Here is a 19669-nt window from a genome sequence, read left to right on the forward strand (position 1 = left end):
AAGACGTTCAATACTCAAATTACGAGTTTTGAACGTCTTTTGTCTACAGTCTGAAACAGCTCATGACGAGCTGTTTTTCTGGTTAATCGACATAGTCTGTTTCTGTTTTGTTCAACCAAGCATAGCCCAAGCCCATTACCAACCCTCCACCGATAAAGTTTCCGATCAATGTGAAGAACAGATTATGAAGAATATTGGCTGAAGTCATTTCAGCGATCGTCCCATGGGAAGCAAAATAAGCGAGTGAAAATGCTGGGAAGTTCGCGATAACGTGCTCATAGCCCAAGAAAGCAAAGATAAAGATGATAAAAATGATAGCCATCACTTTCGCAGCGTCATCTTTCATGCGCATGCTGATCAGCACTGCAATATTTACTACGATATTGGCAAACATGCCTTCTACTAAAATCTGCAGCGTTGATTTCGTAAGCTTGCTTGCGATCCCAGTAAACATATAATTTCCCGGCTCAAGATGTCCAAAAGGTGCTGTTAATGAAAGGAGGTATCCGCAGATTACTCCGCCAATCAAATTAAAGAATATACAAGTGAATAATAATTTAACACCGAATGAAAGAGAGACCTTTTTCCGATATACGCCTACTGTCATGTACAACATATTCGAAGTTCCCAGCTCTGCATTCATAAAAAGAATCATGACCAGTGACCAGCTGAACATAAATGCATAGGCCATTTTTTCCAGTCCAGGAATCGCCTCTTGGGTGCGAATCGCAATATAAAACGCGATCGCTGTACCTAATGATAAAAATAAGCAGGCAAATACAGAACGAACTGCGTAGCGGGCAAAACTGCTTTCGATCAATTGTTTCTTTTTCATGATCGATTTATCCAATTGACTCATCAATGGAAAATACTTTCCTTGCACGTCTTCTTTTTCCATCTTTTGGGAAGCCTCCGTTACCTCTTCTGTTATTTCCATCGCCAAATTCGACTTCATTTGTTTCCTTCCTTCTCCTGATAGTAGGTCATAATTACTCGTATCATACAGTATTTTCAAAACATTTTCAATATTTTTTCACAGATAATTTTCTTAGAGATTTCTTTGAGAATGATGGTAAGAAGAGTTACCATAGACGTATGAATAAGTGAGGAGGAGCTTACATGGTGAAACAAGTATTGAAAGCAGAAGTGGAGTCGTTAGGGGGGTTGCAGTTGAAATGCTCAGCTCGCGGATTTGATTTTTTGATTGACGAACCGGAAAACGTCGGCGGCAGCAACCAGGCGATGAATCCTTTAGAAGCCCTGCTTTGTTCGTTAGGTGCCTGCAAAATGATGGTAGCTCGTTTCTTCTATCAGGCGCAGCAGATTAACCTTCATTCGATGAAAGTCGAAATGCTTGGAGAAATCGATTCCGAGCGTTTAAAAGGACTGGAAGGGATAAAAGTTGGTTTCTCGAAAATCACCACTCATTACACGATCAAAGCAGACAACACCGCGGAGGAAATTCAAGCCTTCATCTCTTTTATCGAACAAACCTGTCCGGTTAAAGATACAATCGTCAATACCCCTGAATTCGAGATCAAAATCGACGCTATCTAAAAAAACTGCAGGGATCAAATGATCTCTGCAGTTTCTCTTCAATTTATTCAACTGGCGGCAAAATCGCCATCAATCCTTTGCTCAACGCAATATAGATTGGCGAAGTCGGCGGAATCTCTTCGATTGGTTTTCTTGATCGAGAAGAATTAGCTGCCAAAGCTATCAGGCTGTCTGCCTTGAACAAGCTTACAAAATGTTGTGTAGACATCACTGTTGGAATCTCTGGTCCCAATTCCAAGCTGGTGATCAATTTTGTTTTTAACACGTCGTTCAATGTGAAAGACGTTTGCAGATCCGTCAATTCCGGACGCTTGTTTTCGGTCTTTTTCGCTTCATCGTATGTCGTCAATTTGTAGGCTTCAATGATCGCATTTAGTTTTTCTGCGTATTTTTTGTCCGTCGCATAACGACCTTGCAAGTGCTTGGTTGCATCTTTGTACGAATCAGCTTCCGACTTCCAGGCTGCTTTGTAGAAGTCCTTCTTGCCCTTAATCCCATCCTTCATCAACTTCGCATAATCTTCTAGAGACTCTTTGTAAGATGGGTACTTGCGAAATTCCGCTTTGATCTTGTACCCCTTGCCATCCTTGTCTTGTTCAGTCGTAGTAAAGGAAACACTTTGATTCTTATATTTCCCTTTGATCCCAAACAAATTATAATTTGGTTCAGCTGCTAACGAACTGTTGCCTGAGCTGCTTTCTAAAATTGCCTGCGCAATCATGACTGAGGCATAAATATCATTTTTTTGCCCAATTTCTCTTGATTGTTCCGCGATTTTCTCAATGAACTTGTCTGTCGACTGGTTTCGATTGACAATAAAAGGCTGGTCAGTACTGTATTTCCCAAATGCATTAGACAGGGATGCAGAAGCTGCTGGCAATCCAGAAATTCCTACACGCAATGCAAAGGTCGGACTGAAAGAACCGATGCTGCCGATCTTTACAACGTCTCCTGGTTGAGGTGCATGGATATATTGCCCATTTCCAATATAGATTGCCACATGAGTAGTGATGCTCGTTGGTGCGCCCCAGAACAGCAAGTCTCCTGGCTGTGCCGCGCTTAATGGAATCTGTGTCCCTGCGTATTGCTGGGTTCCTGTCCATCCGCCAATGTAATGACCTGTTGCTCGTGCGTAGACATAGTAAGCCAAGCCTGAACAATCGAAAGCATTAGGTCCTTTTGCTCCCCAAACATACGGCTTGCCCAAATGCTCGTAGGCTTCTTTTACGATGGCCGTTTGAACATCACTGCTAACGGTCGGCGTCTTTTGGTTAGAAGGCTCACGTACATCAGAAGGGGTGCCCGCTGGTTGACGATTGGTATCATTATTTGGGATCGTCGTAGACGGTTTGCTGTCATTTTTGTTGTCTTCTTTGGGTTTATCTGGCTTTGGTTTTGGTTTCGGCTCAGGTTCCGGTTTTGGATCTGGTTTGACTGGTGTCTTATCTTTTTCAAATACTGCTTTAAAGGAAACGTCCCCTTCCGGCATCTCGAAAGATTTGCCGTCGTTAGGCACTTCTTCATCCGTCACAGTATCCACAAAAGTTAGTTTTTTCAGCTTATATTGTTTAGCAGGCTTAACCGTAAAGGCTACCTCTTCCCCTGCTTCAATATCAGTGACCTTCTCTTTAAAGATCAGCTGGTTGCCTTCTTTGTCTTTATAGATCTTATCATCCATCACTTCATCATCAACAAGCAAAGAATAGGTCTTTTCCTCTGGCTCGCTAGAACTCGATGAGTCAGTCGTATCGGTGCTAGACTCCTGCTGTCCTGTAGACGAACTGCTGGTTTCGCTTGTTCTCGTATCTGAATCAGAAGAAGTGCGTTTTGATGACTCTGCAAACGGCAATGAAGGTTGCGTTGTCGTCGTTGAGATGGCGCTTTCTGAACCTGTTGAGTTTTCCTGGGCACCTGCCGCAAAAGCCTGATGAGTCGACAGCACGGCTGGGGCGATCAGCGCTCCAACGGTCATCAATCTCGCCAGTTGGTTATATTTCAAAATTGATCCCTCGTTTCGTGATAGTTTATCATAATTTTAATCACAGATATCAATCTAATAATAACACGTTTCATTTTGCTTGTCTAAAGAAAGTCGCATCAAGAATTCTCTTTTTTTTCGTTTTTTTTGAGAAACATCACAGCTTTACCGATTGATTAAAATTTCTTTCATCTTTTTTGCGGCTTCTCTTTCATAGTAATGTGTCAATCGAACGGTTCCTTGTTCCATCGTCTGCCAAATTTTATTTTTTCCCAGTTCGATCGTGTCACGCTGGTGATCCATTACTTCTTTGGCATAACCGAGAACCAGTTCAATCGCCTCCTTGGTCGGTCTGTCGCTTCGAAAATAAGCAGGACAAGACCTTAAAAATTCTGCAAGATCGCTGTTTTTTGAAATTTTCCAGTCCTCTACAAAATCATTTAATGCGTCGACTAAGTCCTTGGTTTCGATATCCCACAGCTTTACTGTGGCCGCTTTGTTCAACATATTACCCCGCCTTTTTTGTATTCGTTTACATATAGTATAAATACATTTGTTAGCAATCCCCTGAGAGTCCCCGAAAATTTCTATTAAAAGGTCCGGAATATTTCAACAGACCACCAACCTAAACCAATGATCTTGTGATTTAATTATTATTATTTAGGTCATCCTTAATCCTTTTTTTCTAACACTATTTTCGCTATACTCGAAATTATTAGTATTTGATAAGGGAAGTGCCGTATGTTAACTAGATTAATCCATTATGCAACAAAAAAAAGCAAGACCAATCAGCGAACGACTATCGGATTTCTGGCTGGAGTGCTCGGGCTGCTCTCAAACTTAGTTTTGTTTCTTTCAAAATTTTTTATAGGAACTTTTTCCGGCAGTGTGTCGATTATGGCAGACGCGATGAACAACCTCTCTGATACAGCCTCGTCTATTATTACTTTAGCTGGTTTTAAGATTGCTGGAAAACCTGCTGACAAAGACCACCCCTACGGACACGAACGATTTGAATATGTTAGCGGATTTGTTGTATCGATTTTGATTACGTATGTTGGATTTCGCTTTTTAGACAGCTCATTTGATAAAATCCTTCACCCTGCCAATGTTCGACTCTCTTCGATCGTGTACATCGTGCTGGTGTTATCGATTTTAATGAAATTTTGGCAAGGCAGTATGTATAAACGTTTAGGGGAAGCGATTCATTCGAATACTTTGTTTGCTACGGCTCAAGATAGCATGAACGATGTATATACTACGATCGCTGTATTGTTTTCAGCGATCGTTGAATGGTTGACCGGATGGCGGATCGATGGATACATTGGCTTTTTGATTGCGTTGTACATCATCTATTCCGGTATTAAAATGATCAAAGAATTTGTTGATGAATTGATGGGAATGCGTGCTCCAGAAGAGGAAATCCTCGCCATTAAGCACTTGCTGCGCCACTACCCCAATATTATCGGGTACCATGATTTGCTGATTCACAGCTATGGACCGAACAGCGTTTTTGCCTCGGTACACATTGAAGTGAATGAAGCTTGGAGCTTGTCTTACGCCCATGAGGTGATCGATCGAATCGAACAAGACGTGAAAGAAAATCTGGGGGTCGATCTAGTCTGTCATCTAGATCCTTACCCTATAGATGATGAAGAATTCAAGCGAGTTTCACCTAGGCTGAAGGGCCTGCTGCGTGAGATCCACCCTCATTTGCGAATGCACGACTTGCGGATCGATACAAGCACAAAGCCAGAAACTTTGGAATTCGATTTAGTGATTCCTGAGGAACTAAAACAGTCTGATCAAGAAATCTACGACCGTATCGTTCAAGGATACCAACAACTGAATGGACCGGTACAGTTCAAAATTACTTTTGACCGAACGTACTTACTCTAAACAAGCATGCCTGAAAATGGCATGCTTTTTAAAATGAGCGATAGACATATTGGTTTTTAGGCGCTGCAATTTTCTGTACGTTTTCTACTTCTACCGTAGGCAGCATTCGATGGAAAGGCGTAAAATATTCCGTTTCGATTGTGCCCTCCACCCTTAGCCACTGATTATTCCTGCTCGGTTCTGGCAATTTGACTTGAAGACCAAAGACGCCAGAATCTGCTACACAATGAATGATCCCAAAACGAAATAGAAAGTCATAGGTCTGCTGATCGTTGATGGTTTCGTAAACAAATCCCTCGTAAATAACCTTCTTCCCTACAAATGTATTGGGGTACGTGTAAATCAATTCCATAACCTCTAAATAATTCTCATCTGTGATCGTCAGAACTTGATCCTTTTGATATTTTTCCATCAATTGATCCATCTGATGCGCATAATCGGTTTGATTGTAATAGATGCTGGTATCTGGTTTTAAATATTGCGTGTTCATTTCCGGATCGCCGATAGATTCCTGACTTACAGGAAAACTAAATCCCTTTGCCTCTACGATTGTGGTATCCAAGCTGATCGTTGGGAAAAACATCCCAATGATCAACGGCAGACTCAACAAGACATAAGAAATCACGCGCTGATGCTTTTTTGTCAATCCATGATCACTGTGTTCGCTCACCTTATCTGCACTTGACCACGTTTTTAACTGGACCAGCGCCATTAATAAGGAAAGGCCCATCGTTAAATAAGTCAGATAGCGGTAATGAGTATTGATGTATTGATCCAATCTATTCGTTACCTGTAAAAACATCATTAATTCAAAATACCCTGATACGATCAAAAAACGAACCATTGATCTGCACCTGCCCTTCTAACAGAATGAATCCGAAACTAAATTAGGTATGCGTAAAACGCCACCACAAGCAAAATGATTGTTAGCAATTGAAGAATGAATGCTGCTTCAAAATGGTGCTTCATCATCATTAAATTCTTGATGTCAACCATCGGACCGAAAACCAAAAATCCAACGACCGAATTCATTCCAAACAGAGAAAGCAGCGAGGAACCGACAAACGCATCTGCTTCAGAACAAAGCGACATGGTAAAAGCCAGCATCAGCATGACGAGGATCGATAAAATTTTTGAAGAAGCCAGCCCCACCATCCACTGCGTAGGAAAATAAACCTGCATACCCGCAGCAATCAGCGCCCCCAGGATCAAGTAACGTCCCGTATCAAAAAATTCATCGATGCTGTGAATAAAGACAGACATAATAGGTGACTTTTCGGCATGGGCATGAGTATGCGAATGCCTTTTACGATCACTTTCTTTAAGAATGGGACCTTGATGAAGATAAGCGATCCATGTGCCAATGACCAAGGCCACCAGCAAACTGCCGCCCACTCGCAGCAAAGCGAGTTTCATACTATTGCCTAACGCTACAAATGTAGAAAAAAAAACGATTGGATTAATAATCGGTGCGGTAACCATAAAAGCAAAAGCAGTATGATTAGGCACACCCTTTTTGATAAATTGACTCACGATCGGGACGATTCCGCATTCACAAGACGGAAAGAAAAATCCTAATAATGACCCCACGATCACCGCCAAAAAACTATTTTTGGGAATTATTTTTTTTACTCGCTCAGCCGTCAAAAAAACGTGTAATGCACCTGAAATCAGGCAGCCCAATAAGACAAAAGGAATGGCTTCGATCACGATGGATAAAAAGATTGTACTAAGCTGTAAAACAGAGCTGGGAAGCAATTGAAACATAACAGTCCTCCTTTTTGCTTGTTTACTATATCGCTAGACCCCTTTTCAGACAAGCTGCTTTTAAAACAACGAAAAAAAATTTAAAAAGTTTTTATCATTTGAAAATAAAAAAAACACTTGTTGTTTTAGAATCCTTAAACACAAAAAAATAAAGTAAACTTTTTTAATTGAAGTTTACTTTATTTTTCCGGAATAATTGAATTTTTCGTTTTATCTCAATTGTGAAAATCAAACGAGAAAAATGCCGCAATCTCATTCTGTGTTCCAGCAGGTAGACTAAACTTTCGATTCATCGATTCTTACATAAATAAATTTTTTCGCTTAATACAAAAATACCGCATTTCAACGCTAAAAATCGAGAAAAAATGCCGCATGAAAAAAGATTGTGAAATTTTTTTTACAAAAAAACTCGTTGATCAACGACCAACGAGTTTTGAATCATTATTTTACAGCGTCTTTTAATTGTTTACCGGCTTTAAAAGCAGGTGATTTGCTTGCTGCAATCGTGATTTCTTCCCCAGTTTGCGGGTTGCGTCCTTTACGTGCTGCACGCTCACGTACTTCAAAGTTACCAAAACCAATGACTTGTACTTTCTCGCCATCTTTTAATGAAGATTGGATGCCGCCAAACAGTGCGTCAACCGCTGCAAGAGCGTCTTTTTTTGCCAAACCAGTTTTTTCTGCTACTTGTTCAACTAAACTTTGCTTATTGATCATGATATAGCCTCCGTTATTAATTAAAGTTTATTCCAAAGTATATTGTATTCGTTCTCTTATTGAAAGGCAACTGTTAAATCATAATATGGCTAATTTCTCACTTTTTTTCTTTTTTATTTTATTTAGGAACAAAAATAAAATAAAAATTTCTAAGTTTTTTTAAAACACTTCTGTTATTCCTTATTATCACAAGTTTTTATTTATAATAATTATCACTACCACTTAATAAAATAACGCAATGTTGCCTATTCTCATAAAGAGATAGTTGTTTTATCAATTCTTTCGCATTATATTAAATAAAAAAAATACCGGGGGAAGAGTATGAATTTACAAGGATTAATGAAAAAAGAAACGATTAGAAGAGTGACAATCATTGAAAGTTTATACTATTCGGAAAGCTTTCTATCTTCTGATCAACTAATAGATCAGCTTGATTGTTCACTGCCAGCACTGATCAACGATATTCGTTATCTAAATAATGATGATACACCATTACAAATTCGTAAACATAAGGGCTTGTATCATTTGGATTTTGATCCTGGCTCCTCCATCGACACCTATTATGCAGGTGTCTTGAATAAAGTTTTGGAGTTTCAAATCCTAGAAGGACTTTTTTTTGAACGCTTGACTTGCATTCAAAAATTTTCAGCTCAATTAAACTGCAGCTTTTCAAATTTGCAACGCTATTTGAAGAAAATCGATTCAGGGATTCAACAGTGGGATTTTCACATATACCACCGTCCGTTGCGTATTGAAGGCAATGAAGAGATGATTCGACAATTTTACTATCTTTTTTTCAAAGAAAAACGCATGCCCTTTAAAAATTACGGATTTTCTGAGAGATTGCTGCAAGGCGTAGACAAATTCATCCATTTATTGATGCAGGAAAACAATGTCACCAATAATATGAACACGCATTTCCAGTTGCTGCATCACTTTTTGATTGCTCTGCACCGCATCACAAAAGAGCATCATTTGGACACCCATTTGCCGAATTCAAGTGCAGTCAAGCTGGGATCCGAAATCGATCAATTCAACCTTCGATGTTTGATAGAGCGAGAACTAAAAATCCCCTTCACAGATCAACTGATGAAGGAATGTTTGTGGCCATTGCTATCGGACAAAATCGTATTGAATGCGGAGCAGCAGAATACTCAACGCAACAAAAATTTGTATTTGGCTGCCTTTTACCACACTCACCGTGAACTTGTTAGTCGGGTGAATGAGGAATTGGGCTATACTTTGTCGGAAAGTGAAGTCTCTGAGGCTTTACGCATCTTAGGAAACGATATTTATTTCTTTTATCCAAATCGGGAGCCCATCTCGATTCTGGCAGCCCCGAAAAAGTATATGATCACACTGCTTCGTATGAAGTACTCGCGAGCGATCTCAAAAATCGAAAGAATCGTTCAAACCTTTTTAGATACAAGCCACCTCCCTTACACGCAAGAGAGGAAAGACATTTATTGCTGCAGCTTGATTATTGGCATTCCACATCTATTGGAACGGTTGACCGTCCGAGAAAAGCCGTTGAAGGTGCTGCTGCTTTCTGACGCATCGCCGAAGCATGAGGTTCTTTGGGGGAGTATTTTAGAAAATTTTATTAAAGCTCCTTTGCATTACGAATATTTTGAAACACCCTTTTTAGAACCTGAAAAATTAGCTGCTGTAGCCAATAAATACGATCTGATAATCACAGATGTCACGATGCCTAAACTGGATACCAACACTGCAATCATTGCAGTCAACTCGTGCCCGACGCCCCAGGATCTGGTCGCGATCCAACAGTTTTTTGACAATATTGCTCCGGTTGAGCAGTGCCAGCTAGAGAGGTATGCATAAGATGAATCTGCGATGTCTATTAAAACGAGACAGTCAACGAAAGCTGCTGTTGATTGAATCCTTTTACCAATCAAAAAATCCAAAATCGACCGCCGAACTGCTGAAAATGCTGGATTGTACAGCGCCTGTTTTGGCAAGCGATATTCGATTGATCAACACACACGAATCCCACTATCATATTCATCGAGACGGTGGATATTGTTCCTTGGAAATATCGGATAATGCTAGTTTAGATGAGCTCTATGCTTCGCTGATCAGAAATTCATTCGCCTTTAAAGTGTTGGAGATGGTTTTTCAAGAGGATTGTATGTCCTTAGATGAGATGGCAAAACGCCTATATTGTAGTCTTTCCGCCGCCCAGACCCACTTTAAGGATCTAGAATCGGTGTTAAAGCACTGGAAAATGACGATCCACCGCAGACCTTTTCGAATTACTGGAGACGAAGCAACGGTAAGACACTTGTACTTTTTGCTGATATCTGAGAAAAAAATGACTTATGAAGAATCTGGTTTAAGCCCGGAATTATTCAAAGCGGGTGATGCACTCATCCATTCTTTGTTAAAAAACAATGGGTTCTCCTGTTCATTTGCTCAATATTGTCGAATCCATACCCTGTTTTATACAAGTTTGATACGAGTCAAACATCGTCATCGTTTTTCACAACGCTTTTTAAATTCTACCGCCATCGATCCGCCGGATGAAGAGTTGTGTCTCATTTTTTCCGCACTGCTTTACCAAGAATTGGGCGTGGTCTATACGGAGGATGTCATGAAAGAAAGTTTTTGGCTGCTTTATTCTGACATGCTGTTGTTAAGCAGAGAACAGACCCAACGGGCATTAACGACAAATTTTTCTTTAGCTTATCACTATGAATCACACATGGAGTTAGTCGATGAATTGAGTCTGATGCTCGTTAAACCCTTGACGGATGAAAAAAAGCATATGCTGACCTCTATCTTAATCAATCAGCACCTTTTTCATGTCGGCACCAAAGAATTTGTCAGTATGCTGCAAGACCGCAAACGCGATTGCTTGGCATTATTGGAATATTTTCATGCCAATTATGTTTTACGTATCCGTCAGGTCGTCGAAAAATTTATGGATGAATATCAGTGTTTTCAAGGCGATGAATTCATTGACAATTATGTCTATCAGATCATCGCGGCAATCCCTGCTTTCTTAAACGGCATGAAAAAAGTAACTAAGCCTGTGAATATCCTAATCATTGCCTCAGATTCTACGACGCAAGAATCTTTGCTTGTTGAGCTGATTCGCTTTTCTATCCGAGGAAATTATAAGATCCACCGCATTGATTTTAAGAAATTACAGAAAAAGAACTACCAAGATTTTTTTCCAGATTATGATTTGGTGATTTCGACTTCGACCTTCGATCTTCCTGATTTAAAGACTCCCTTCATCGGTGTTGAACTCTGTCCAAGTATCCATTCTTTAAACAAGATTCAGTCCATGGTTGACCAGATCGAACGTGAGAAAAACTTTTTTCCATTGAAAAAAGAACTTTACTAAAAAAGTTCTTTTTTATCAAATGTTCACATATTCATGAAAAGGAACACAATTCTTATTGTTTTTTCATTTTATTCTGTTCATCGATCATACGAAGTAGTTCTGTGTCCATTGATCGTTTTTCTTGTTTTAAGCTTTTTACCATCCGCTCGTATTTTTCGGGCGGGTTTTTTTTACGCATCAGATTCAATTGAATAAAGCAATAAGCTAAGACACCTAGCGACAATAGACTCAGTACCCCAAGGATCAGATTGAACTGACCTCTGGTAATCGCATAAATAAAAATAAACGCTCCGATCAGAAACCCCGACACTGAAAGCAAACCATGTCTGCCGCCGCCAAATAGAATCCGTCGAAATGTAGTCCCGTCTCTTAGTTCCTCATATCGTGTGATACGAGCCTCTAAAAAACTGATTTGTTCTTTTAATGTATCGATTTGTTTAGACTTGGGCATAACGGTCTCTCCTCTTTCTCATTTTATTATCGCTACTTTGAGGGAATTACGCAATTATTTTTTATTCATCAAAAGAGAATCTTTATTTCTTGTGGTAAAATCGTATTGTTCATTCATTCACAAATCACAGGTACTGGCAAAAAACTTATTTTTTCTTAACGATTTTTAATTGTCAGGAACGAATAATCTTGTACAATGAATTTAGAAAGCGCTTCCCGGCGTTTAAAGAAGGAGCACATCAAATGATTATTGGAATTGCAAAAGAAATTAAAAACAACGAGAATCGGGTGGCACTTCCACCCTCGGGCGTGTTTGATCTAGTCAGTCAAGGCCATCAAGTGCACGTTGAAACACAAGCCGGAGCCGGCTCTGCAATCCCGGACGAGGAATATGCTGAAGCAGGGGCAACAATCGTTCCAGACGCCTCTTCTGTCTGGGCCGCCGACATGGTTATGAAGGTCAAAGAGCCCTTGCCAGAAGAATATCGCTATTTTAGAAAAGATCTGCTTTTGTTTACCTACCTGCATCTAGCGGCGAACAAACCTCTGACAGAAGCGTTAGTCAAAAGCGGCGTAAATGCCATCGCTTATGAAAATGTGCAGCCAGCTGATCATTCCTTGCCGTTACTGGCACCAATGAGTGAAATTGCCGGCCGGATGGCTTCGCAAATTGGTGCAAACTACCTAGAACGCGTCAACGGCGGAAAAGGCATCCTGCTTTCTGGTGTCCCTGGCGTACGTCGTGGAAATGTTGTCGTTATTGGTGGCGGTGTCGTTGGGGCCAATGCAGCAAGTATCGCTATCGGACTTGGAGCCAATGTCACGATTTTGGATGTCAGCGTTCCTCGATTAAAAGAGCTGGACGTGATGTTTGGCAACTCGATCCAAACGATGCTATCCAACCGTTACAACATTCAAGAAGCCTTGAAGACGGCGGATTTAGTTGTCGGTGCTGTGTTAATCCCTGGACATAAAGCTCCGACCCTTGTAACGAAAGAAATGGTCAAAGGCATGCCTGATCATTCCGTGATCGTGGATGTAGCGATCGACCAAGGAGGAATCTTTGAAACAGTTGACAAGGTAACTACCCACGATGACCCTACTTATGTAAAAGAAGGTGTCGTCCATTATGCGGTAGCCAACATGCCAGGAGCTGTCCCTCAGACTGCAACCTACGCATTAAGCAACAGTACTTTAGCCTATGCAAGTCTCTTGGCAAACCATCCGCTAGACGAGGTGCTTAAAAACAATTTAGCTTTACGCCGAGGAGTGAATACCTTCAGTGGTCATCTAACACTTGAGGCAGTGGCAAAAGACCTGGAGATGCCGCACACGCCGATTGAAGAGTGTCTTCACTAAAAAATTTCTGTCAGTTGAAAGACTGGCAGTTTTTTTATTTAGCTAAATCTTCGGTAGTTGAGCCCCTGTTCGTTGAAATGTACTCACGTTGCTTGGTTAGCTGAGGTATAATAATACTACGGAATGGAGGTTATTTATGAAATTTAAAGACTACCAATACCAGCGTCCAAATTTTGAATCTTATCAAACTGATTTTCAAACAGCGCTGCATCAATTTGAAGCAGCAGAATCTATTGAAGAAACTAAAATACCGCTTGAAAAGTTGAATCATCTGAGACGCAACGCGGATACGATGGCCAAGCTTAGTTACATCCGTCATTCTATCAATACAAAAGATGCCTTTTATAAAAAAGAGAATGCATATTGGGACAACCAACAGCCTTTATATGACCATTTACACAACCAGTTCTATCGAGCGTTATTGGATTCCCCTTTTCAAACGGAGCTGAGAAAAATATTTCCTGAAACACTTTTTCTGCTGGCAAAAGACCAATTACGTTTGTTAGATGACTCCGTTTTGGCTTATAAACAGGAGGAAAATGAGTGGATCAGTCAATACATTCAATTAGTCGCCTCTGCAGACTTATTGTTCAATGGACGTAAACATACACTTTCAGAGTTGATGGCCTATTTCACCTCACCCGATCGCTTCACCAGACGCAAAGCCCAAAAAGTATACGAGGGTTTTTTTATCAAACATGAGCAACGCTTTGACGAGATCTTCGACCACTTAGTAACTGTTCGAACCAAAATGGCCAGAAAATTAGGCTTTGAAAACTATGTCGCTTACGGCGATATCGCGATGAACCGCTGGAGCTACAATCGGGAGCAGATTCGCAGGTTTCGCCAGTTCATTTTAGATGAAGTCGTTCCACAGACTCAGCGGCTTTATAAGCGGCAAGCCGAACGGTTAGGGGTGAAGGATTTCACCTATTACGACCTACCAGTGTTTTTCTCTGAAGGCAATCCTCGCCCTACGGGTAACGCCGAAGAATTGGTTCAAAAAGCTGCTGACATGTACCACCAACTGTCTGAGCAAACAGGACAATTCTTTGAGATTTTAAAAGAAGATCAGTTGATGGATTTAAAAAGTCGTCCTGGAAAACAGAGCGGCGGCTACTGCGAGTTTATCGATGCCTATCGTGTACCGTTCATCTTCGCCAATTTCAACCAGACTTCGGATGATGTGGATGTACTGACTCACGAAACCGGTCACGCTTTCCAAGTTTATCTTTCTCGCTGGATTAATGAGCCTGAACTGACCTTTCCAACGTCAGATACTGCAGAGATTCATTCCATGAGTATGGAATTTTTGACCTGGCCTTGGATGAATGAATTTTTTGGTGAAAAGGAACAGCAATACCGCTTTGCGCACCTGAGCAGTGCGCTGCAATTTTTGCCTTACGGCGCGCTAGTCGATCATTTTCAAGAAGAGGTTTACACACATCCAGAATGGACTCCGCGACAACGCAAAGCCTGCTGGCGCAGCTTAGAAAAACAATATTGTCCAGAAAAATGCTATCGGCAATCTCCAGCATTAGAAAGAGGTATTTATTGGTTTAGACAGGGACATATTTTTGAAGTGCCGTTTTATTACATCGATTATACGTTGGCCCAGGTTTGTGCCTTTCAATTTTGGGATCGGGCCATTATTCAGAAGGATTCTGCTTATTGGGAGGATTATTTAGCAATTTGTCAGATCGGCGGAACAGCGACCTTTTTAGAGACGGTCCGATTGGCTCATCTGGATTCTCCTTTTGATACCCAAGCGATGAAGGCTGTGATTCAGCAAGTCATGAATTATTTGAATCAGCAATCTGAGGAGGAACTTCTTAGATAAATTGGTTGCTTCTTCTAGGGAGCAGCCTTTTTGCCGTGCTTTTAAAACTTTGACAATCCCACTTATTTCTTTTGCGATATTTTTATTATGTATTTTACAATGTAAAAAAACTCCTGAATCCAGGAGTCACTTAATTATTTTTTGGGCATGACAATCAACCGATCTTTCGTAAGTGCACGAATCGTGATTGGTCGAGAATAAAAGCTGGTCAAATTTTCTTCGGTGATCAATGCTTCTCTAGTTCCTTTTTTGAAAATTTTTCCATCCTTGACCATCAGCACGTGCGTGATCAATGGCAAGATTTCTTCGGTATGATGCGTGACATAAAGCAGGCTTGGTGCTCCTTTTCCTTGCTTGATCTGTTGGATTCGTTCCAGCAGATCCTCGCGTGCAAACAAATCCAATCCCGTGCAGGGCTCGTCAAGTATCAGCAATTCCGGCTTAGCCATCAAAGCTCTAGCAATCAAAACGACCTGCCGTTCCCCTTGCGACAGTACTTGATACGGCTTTCCGATCAAATCTTTGCCGCTTAAAGAGGACAAAAGCTGCTTAGCCTCTTCCATGTCTTCTTTTTGATATTGCTGATAGATCCCGATACTGGCGAATTTACCGGAAAGGACGATTCGTTCAGCTTCTTCCGTTTGCTGAAAACGATATTGCAGCAAATTGCTGACCCAGCCGATGCGTTTGGTCAAATCGGGAATGGAGGTTTTGCCGAAAATCTGGTTTAAAACCGTCAGTTTGCCCCTTGTTGGCCACATGTTGCCAGAGATCAATTGTAACAACAGCGTCTTTCCTGCGCCGTTCAAGCCGAGCAGCGCCCAATCTTCCCCTTCCTCGATCTGCCAATTGATCGAATCCAGCAATTTCTTTTTTTGGCGAATCAAGGAAACCTCTTCAAATGTTAAAATGGCCATCACTGTTCCTCCTTCGTAAATAAACAATCATTTTTGTTATCATACCAAAGTTTGACGAGGTTGTGGACAGAAACTCTGATATAATTTATCTCAGAGAAAGGAATGATAAGAATGAATGTAGACATTTCCAGCAGTACCTTTGCACCAATCGCAAAGATCACGCTGCAGCAAAACGAACAGATTCGACTTGAGCCGGGAGCGATGGTTTATGAACAAGGGGAGATCAACCTTGAAGGGCATATGAATGCGAATGGTAAGAAAGGTTTAGGCGGCGCATTAAGTGCATTAGGCCGGTCCATGACCAGCGGTGAAAGCTTTTTTATCAGCTCCGCAACCGCCCTGTCACAAAATGCTGTTCTTGCAGTGGCTCCGCCAACTTTAGGCAAGATCTTTTCACTTGATATTGGACAAGAGCATTGGCGGTTGAATACAGGAGCCTTCTTGGCCTGTGAATCAAGCGTGGCCTATAACATGGTCCGTCAAAAATTATCGGGCGCTTTGTTCGGTGGTACCGGCGGATTGTTTGTCATGGAAACCTCTGGAAGCGGGACTCTTTTAGCCTCTGCCTTTGGCGACATCGAAAAGCTTACCTTGGATGGTTCAGCTCCCGTCGTTGTTGACAACCAACATGTGATTGCTTGGTCGAGTTCACTGGATTATGACATCAAGGTCGCTTCCGGCATCTTTGGATTTACTACCGGGGAAGGCATCGTCAACGAGTTTCATGGTGTCGGTACTATCTATCTTCAAACTAGAAATCTGGAAAATTTTGCCAATCAAATCACCCCTTTCGTCCCTGAAAAACGATAGGGTTTTCATTAAGATTCAAACTACGGATTGTATCTGTGGGAAATAACAGGTAAAATATGGGAGAATCTTTTTGAGAAAGCTGGTTTGTATGACTGAGAACAATGATTTTGAGACAAAAATTTACAAGGGCGAGCCTCCGCTTTCCCGAATGAGTTTATACCATAAAAAAGAACAACTGCAAAAACATGCCCCGGAAACTTCAGTAAAAAAAGAAGCCTCCGCGCAGGAAAAGATGGTGCAAAGTACGGTTTGGCTGACAGTCGGCAATATTTTTTCACGCTTGCTGGGGGCTGTTTATATCATTCCATGGTACATGTGGATGCAGCCTCATGGAGAGGCCGCCAATGTTTTGTACGGCAAGGGCTACAATGTGTACGCCTTGTTTTTGATGATCTCTACTGCAGGGATTCCTGCAGCAGTAGCCAAGCAGACCGCGCGCTATAACTCGATGAACGAATATGGCTTAAGCAAAAAGCTGCTGTTTTATACCTTGCGGATCATGCTGGCGGGCGGGATCCTCTGCGCAGCCATTATGTTTTTCGGTGCGCCGCTGTTGTCCCAGGGCAATCCCGATCTTGTGCCGGTGATGCGTTCATTAAGTGTAGTTTTGCTGATTTTTCCAATGATGAGTGTGATCCGCGGCTTCTTCCAAGGAAACAGCGAAATGAAGCCTTACGCGATGTCGCAAATTTTAGAACAGGTCGCGCGAGTGTTTTACATGCTGGCTTCGGCGTTCATCATCATGCGTATCAACAATGGCAGCTACAAAACCGCCGTCGTTCATTCGACATTTGCAGCCTTTGTGGGCGTGGCTGTAGCTATGGCTGTGCTGCTGTACTCTTTATTCAAACAAAAAGAACGTTTTCGTGTTTTAGAAAACCACAGCAATAACCAAGTCTCCTTTTCCGGAGGTCAGCTGGTCATGCAAATGGTTATGCAGGCCATCCCGTTTATTGTTGTGGGTAGCGGGATCAGCATTTATAAACTGATCGACCAGTACACCTTTGAACCGATCATGCAATGGATAACAAATAATTCGCCTGAACGCAATGCTGAACTGTTTGCCTTCATTTCACCCAATCCGGATAAATTAACGATGGTGGTGATTGCTTTAGGAACAGCGATGGCAACTGCTGGTCTGCCTTTGATCACTGAGCGATTTACGAAAAAGGATTTTGCTGGTTTGGCTAGTTTGGCTTCTAACAATTTCCAGCTGTTTTTCTTTGCGATGATGCCGGCAACCATTGGGATGATCGTTTTGTCTTACCCGTTGAACACATTGTTTTATCGGCCGAATGCAGAGGCTTCTCAGCTGCTGGCCTTTTCCTGTGTCGTAGGGATCATGATGGGGTTATTCATGGTTTGTTCGATGATGCTTCAAGGGTTGGATGGCAACCGTTTGACAGTGGGGCTTTTAGCTATTGGGATGGTCGTCAAATTGGTCGCTCAAGTGCCATTGACATTTATCTTTAAAGCTTATGGACCATTGCTATCTACGTTTATTGGTCTGTTGTGCTCCAATCTCTTTATCCTAGATCGCATTCACAACATCACAGGTTTTCCGATGCGTAAGACCCTTCTTTCGATCGGCAAGATCACCGGGATGTCGCTTGTGATGGGCGTCGTCGCTTTTCTTGTAAAACTTGCTGCTCAAATCGTTTTGAGCCCTGATTCCAAAACGCAATCATTGGTGATCATTTTGATCGTAGCTGTCTTTGGCGGACTGACCTACATGTTCTTAGCTTTAAAAACCCGAATCGCCGATCAGCTGCTGGGGGCTCGAGTAGAAGGTCTGCGCCGCAAATTGCGAATTCGCTAAAACGTTTGACCCCAAAAAAGTGGCACTGCAAACAACCTCGCAGTGCCACTTTTTTAGTCTGAAATCATCGCATAAATGGGTGTTCTATTTAATGCTGTTAAATAACGCTGAAAATCTCCAAAGGCCAGGACCAAGGTTGCCGTATTTGTATTGGGATGAAAGCCAATATTGGCCTGCTGGTCAATCGACAGGTCGATAACAACAGTGACCTTTCTCTTATCGTCATGAGGCAACGCTAAAGGAGTGACCGAACCTGGCGTCAATCCCAGCAGCGCCATCAGCTCATCTGCTGAAGCGAAAGACAGTTGTTTTTCACCCAAAGCCTGTGCTAAAGCCTTGATATTCAACCGCTTTTCACTAGGACAGATGACAAAATAAAACCGGCCGCTCTTTTTGGATTTCATCAAAAGATTTTTGACCTCTGTGCCGTTAATGCTAAAATCGATCTCCGCTACTGTGTAAACAGCTTGATGCGCCACCTTCTCATAAGGGATGTTTAGTTCTTCCAATAGTGGATACACTTCTTGCTCCGTTGCCTGTTTCATTTAATCCTCCTCCAAAAAACCTTGCTCCATGATCGCCAATGTTGTCTTCAGCTTTTTTATCCAAGGATCCAGATCCTCCATCGTCGTCCATTCAGGATGTTTAGCCATTTCCTCTTGAAGCGATGCTTGCTCGCCGCGCAAAACCATAGTGATCGCTCGCAGCACTTCTTCTTTAGTAAAGGCTGCTTTGATTGCCACGTTGTCCAGCCAGGAATCCAGCAATTGGCGAGTCACATCGTATTCAAGCCACTCTTTTTGATTCAGCTCTTCCTGGAATTCCTTCGGCAGTCCGTTGCGATCCTGCATCGTGCGAAAAACAAATTTCGTTTCAATCGGATACTCTATTTGGATCGTCAGTTTGTATTTCATGGCGTTGACCACCATGTCTTTTAGATCCGTCGAATTCAACCAGACAGCATGATCCAACAGTCCGTTAAAAAAATTCAGGACATATTCATAAGCGGCTAGAAACAAGCCCTTTTTGCTTGAATAATAATGAAAAATTAAGCCTTTGGAAACACCTGCTGCTTTCGCAATATCCTCGGTTTTAGCCGCTTGAATCCCCTTTTCGCCAAACAAAACGATGCTCGCCTGTAAAATGGCTTTTTCCTTCTCGGGATCTTTGACTATTTTTCTCAATC

Annotated in this window: 18 protein-coding genes; 8 read left to right on the forward strand and 10 right to left on the reverse strand. The window is 41.7% G+C overall.

Translation table 11 applies throughout. The features are described from left to right. Positions 1-82: 82 nt before the first annotated feature. A complete protein-coding gene (locus tag NRIC_RS16905) occupies positions 83-955 on the reverse strand; it encodes a formate/nitrite transporter family protein (protein WP_146623893.1) in 873 nt (290 codons plus the stop codon). Between the two features lie 164 nt (positions 956-1119). On the opposite strand from NRIC_RS16905, the gene NRIC_RS16910 reads away from it, so the two are divergent. Further along, positions 1120-1557 (forward strand): OsmC family protein, encoded by a 438-nt coding sequence (locus NRIC_RS16910; protein ID WP_146623894.1) that lies wholly within the window; start codon positions 1120-1122, stop codon positions 1555-1557. A 43-nt stretch (positions 1558-1600) separates the two neighbouring features. Here NRIC_RS16910 and NRIC_RS16915 read toward each other — a convergent pair whose 3' ends face one another. Further along, on the reverse strand, positions 1601-3556 hold the full coding sequence (locus NRIC_RS16915; protein ID WP_146623895.1) for a glucosaminidase domain-containing protein: 1956 nt from the start codon (positions 3554-3556) through the stop codon (positions 1601-1603). A gap of 144 nt (positions 3557-3700) precedes the next feature. Further along, complete coding sequence (locus NRIC_RS16920; RefSeq protein ID WP_146623896.1) at positions 3701-4042, reverse strand: hypothetical protein; 342 nt, start codon at positions 4040-4042, stop codon at positions 3701-3703. Positions 4043-4276: 234 nt separating this feature from the next. Between NRIC_RS16920 and NRIC_RS16925 the strand changes: the two genes are divergently transcribed. Then, on the forward strand, positions 4277-5434 hold the full coding sequence (locus NRIC_RS16925; RefSeq protein ID WP_146623897.1) for a cation diffusion facilitator family transporter: 1158 nt from the start codon (positions 4277-4279) through the stop codon (positions 5432-5434). Positions 5435-5462: 28 nt separating this feature from the next. Here NRIC_RS16925 and NRIC_RS16930 read toward each other — a convergent pair whose 3' ends face one another. The 3 genes from NRIC_RS16930 to hbs all read right to left on the reverse strand — a co-directional run bounded on the left by NRIC_RS16930 (position 5463) and on the right by hbs (position 7918). Beyond that, the gene (locus NRIC_RS16930; protein WP_146623898.1) at positions 5463-6278 is read right to left on the reverse strand and encodes a TIGR03943 family putative permease subunit; all 816 of its coding nucleotides are present in this window, start codon (positions 6276-6278) and stop codon (positions 5463-5465) included. A gap of 38 nt (positions 6279-6316) precedes the next feature. Next, complete coding sequence (locus NRIC_RS16935) at positions 6317-7201, reverse strand: permease (protein WP_146623899.1); 885 nt, start codon at positions 7199-7201, stop codon at positions 6317-6319. 441 nt (positions 7202-7642) lie between these two features. After that, entirely contained in the window at positions 7643-7918 is a 276-nt protein-coding gene (hbs, locus tag NRIC_RS16940; protein ID WP_146623900.1) for a non-specific DNA-binding protein Hbs, read from the reverse strand. Positions 7919-8239: 321 nt separating this feature from the next. On the opposite strand from hbs, the gene NRIC_RS16945 reads away from it, so the two are divergent. Both NRIC_RS16945 and NRIC_RS16950 read left to right on the forward strand, forming a co-directional pair. Further along, positions 8240-9760 (forward strand): AcpB/EbpR/MafR family transcriptional regulator, encoded by a 1521-nt coding sequence (locus tag NRIC_RS16945; RefSeq protein ID WP_146623901.1) that lies wholly within the window; start codon positions 8240-8242, stop codon positions 9758-9760. 1 nt (position 9761) lies between these two features. After that, the gene (locus NRIC_RS16950; protein WP_146623902.1) at positions 9762-11288 is read left to right on the forward strand and encodes an AcpB/EbpR/MafR family transcriptional regulator; all 1527 of its coding nucleotides are present in this window, start codon (positions 9762-9764) and stop codon (positions 11286-11288) included. A 52-nt stretch (positions 11289-11340) separates the two neighbouring features. On the opposite strand, the gene NRIC_RS16955 is transcribed toward NRIC_RS16950, so the two are convergent. After that, positions 11341-11739 (reverse strand): hypothetical protein, encoded by a 399-nt coding sequence (locus NRIC_RS16955; RefSeq protein ID WP_146623903.1) that lies wholly within the window; start codon positions 11737-11739, stop codon positions 11341-11343. Between the two features lie 242 nt (positions 11740-11981). On the opposite strand from NRIC_RS16955, the gene ald reads away from it, so the two are divergent. Then, positions 11982-13097, forward strand: a complete 1116-nt coding sequence (gene ald / locus NRIC_RS16960) for an alanine dehydrogenase (RefSeq protein WP_146623904.1) — start codon at positions 11982-11984, stop codon at positions 13095-13097. Between the two features lie 136 nt (positions 13098-13233). Further along, positions 13234-14937 carry a M3 family oligoendopeptidase gene (locus NRIC_RS16965; RefSeq protein ID WP_146623905.1) on the forward strand — a complete coding sequence of 568 codons (1704 nt, stop codon included), beginning with the start codon at positions 13234-13236 and terminating at the stop codon, positions 14935-14937. Between the two features lie 134 nt (positions 14938-15071). Here the strand turns inward: NRIC_RS16965 and NRIC_RS16970 are convergent, their stop codons facing one another. Next, on the reverse strand, positions 15072-15854 hold the full coding sequence (locus NRIC_RS16970; RefSeq protein WP_146623906.1) for an ABC transporter ATP-binding protein: 783 nt from the start codon (positions 15852-15854) through the stop codon (positions 15072-15074). A gap of 111 nt (positions 15855-15965) precedes the next feature. Here NRIC_RS16970 and NRIC_RS16975 point away from each other — a divergent pair, with 111 nt between their 5' ends. Together NRIC_RS16975 and NRIC_RS16980 are read left to right on the forward strand one after the other, a co-directional pair. Then, positions 15966-16664 (forward strand): TIGR00266 family protein, encoded by a 699-nt coding sequence (locus tag NRIC_RS16975; protein WP_146623907.1) that lies wholly within the window; start codon positions 15966-15968, stop codon positions 16662-16664. A 232-nt stretch (positions 16665-16896) separates the two neighbouring features. Then, entirely contained in the window at positions 16897-18483 is a 1587-nt protein-coding gene (locus NRIC_RS16980; protein WP_307720550.1) for a putative polysaccharide biosynthesis protein, read from the forward strand. 53 nt (positions 18484-18536) lie between these two features. Here NRIC_RS16980 and NRIC_RS16985 read toward each other — a convergent pair whose 3' ends face one another. Together NRIC_RS16985 and NRIC_RS16990 are read right to left on the reverse strand one after the other, a co-directional pair. Beyond that, on the reverse strand, positions 18537-19028 hold the full coding sequence (locus tag NRIC_RS16985) for a prolyl-tRNA synthetase associated domain-containing protein (RefSeq protein WP_146623908.1): 492 nt from the start codon (positions 19026-19028) through the stop codon (positions 18537-18539). Next, the gene (locus NRIC_RS16990) at positions 19029-19667 is read right to left on the reverse strand and encodes a TetR/AcrR family transcriptional regulator (RefSeq protein ID WP_175580142.1); all 639 of its coding nucleotides are present in this window, start codon (positions 19665-19667) and stop codon (positions 19029-19031) included. Positions 19668-19669: the final 2 nt, after the last annotated feature.

Source organism: Enterococcus florum, from assembly GCF_004309355.1.
Classification (GTDB): domain Bacteria; phylum Bacillota; class Bacilli; order Lactobacillales; family Enterococcaceae; genus Enterococcus_A; species Enterococcus_A florum.